Below are 1,064 nucleotides of genomic sequence, written 5' to 3'. Positions count from 1 at the left end.
CGGTAGCTTTCCATCGATGCGCTCCGCTTCGTTGTTCGGCGTGTGGAGCTCGAAAATACAAATGAAGCACTCTCTCGGTGGTGTTGCTTGCACATAAACTCGAAGATGATGGCTGTTTGGGTGGGAATGGTTGTGATCGCTACTGCTTTCACATTCCATGCTTCTGCGCAATCAGTTACCTACATTCATACTGACGCATTGGGCTCTGTCGTTGCAGAGTCTGATGCCGGTGGCAATGTAACGAATAGGTTTCACTACGGTCCCTATGGAGACCTGTTGATAGGCGGGGCAGTCGACGGACCGGGCTATACTGGCCACGTGGGCGATCTATCAACTGGGCTGAGCTATATGCAGCAGCGGTACATGGATCCGGAGCTGGGAATCTTCATCAGCGTTGACCCAGTAACGGCATATGACCAGCCCGTTACTCAGTTCAATCGCTATAGGTACGCGAATGGAAATCCGTATAGCTTCACTGATCCTGATGGACGAACCAGCCGAAGCGGAGTGCGCGGCAGTCAGGCGGCGCAGCTTGGCCGAATGATAAGGGCCTACTGGGATGCTAGAGGCGATAAAGAGAAAGGAGAGAAGAACTTTTCCGAAGCGCAGCAGCGCCAGAAAGAGAACGACAAGATAGCGCTGGATCTAATGGTAGATGTCAGTCGAGCGGGGCCGATTAAGGACGTCATTGAGATCGGAGGTGAAGTGGTCAAAGGCGGTGGGGGCGTGGACAAAGCCACAGAGGTTGCTGCAGGTGACGTCGTATCGAAGGTCGTCGAAAAGGCCCTTGACGGGAAGATTGGTGCGCCTGCAGCAAATGCAGTGGGTGCATTCGCCGGAAAGGCTGCCGGTGATATCGTTGAGAAAGGCACCTCGGCGGCGAAGGACTCATCTGCCAAGCAATCGGTGAGTTCTGGTGGCGTAAACACCCGCGACAAACGATAGGATGGTGCTCCCAGTGACGCTGCGAATGAGATGCTTACGGTGAAGAAGACATGGCCCTATTTCCTGCGAGGGGTTGCCCTTCAAACGAGCGCTCTGTCCCTCGCAACATTGACCATAGG

The 1,064-nt window shown here is 54.3% G+C and carries 1 protein-coding gene; it reads left to right on the top strand.

Features of this window, described 5'->3' with window-relative positions; genetic code table 11:
- Positions 1-105: 105 nt before the first annotated feature.
- Complete coding sequence (locus tag ACXJKH_RS21110) at positions 106-945, top strand: RHS repeat-associated core domain-containing protein (RefSeq protein ID WP_457322303.1); 840 nt, start codon at positions 106-108, stop codon at positions 943-945.
- Positions 946-1,064: the final 119 nt, after the last annotated feature.

This window comes from Stenotrophomonas sp. P5_B8, from assembly GCF_054049855.1.
Note: the sequence above shows the minus strand (reverse complement) of the source record. Positions and strands in the feature narration are given on the sequence as shown.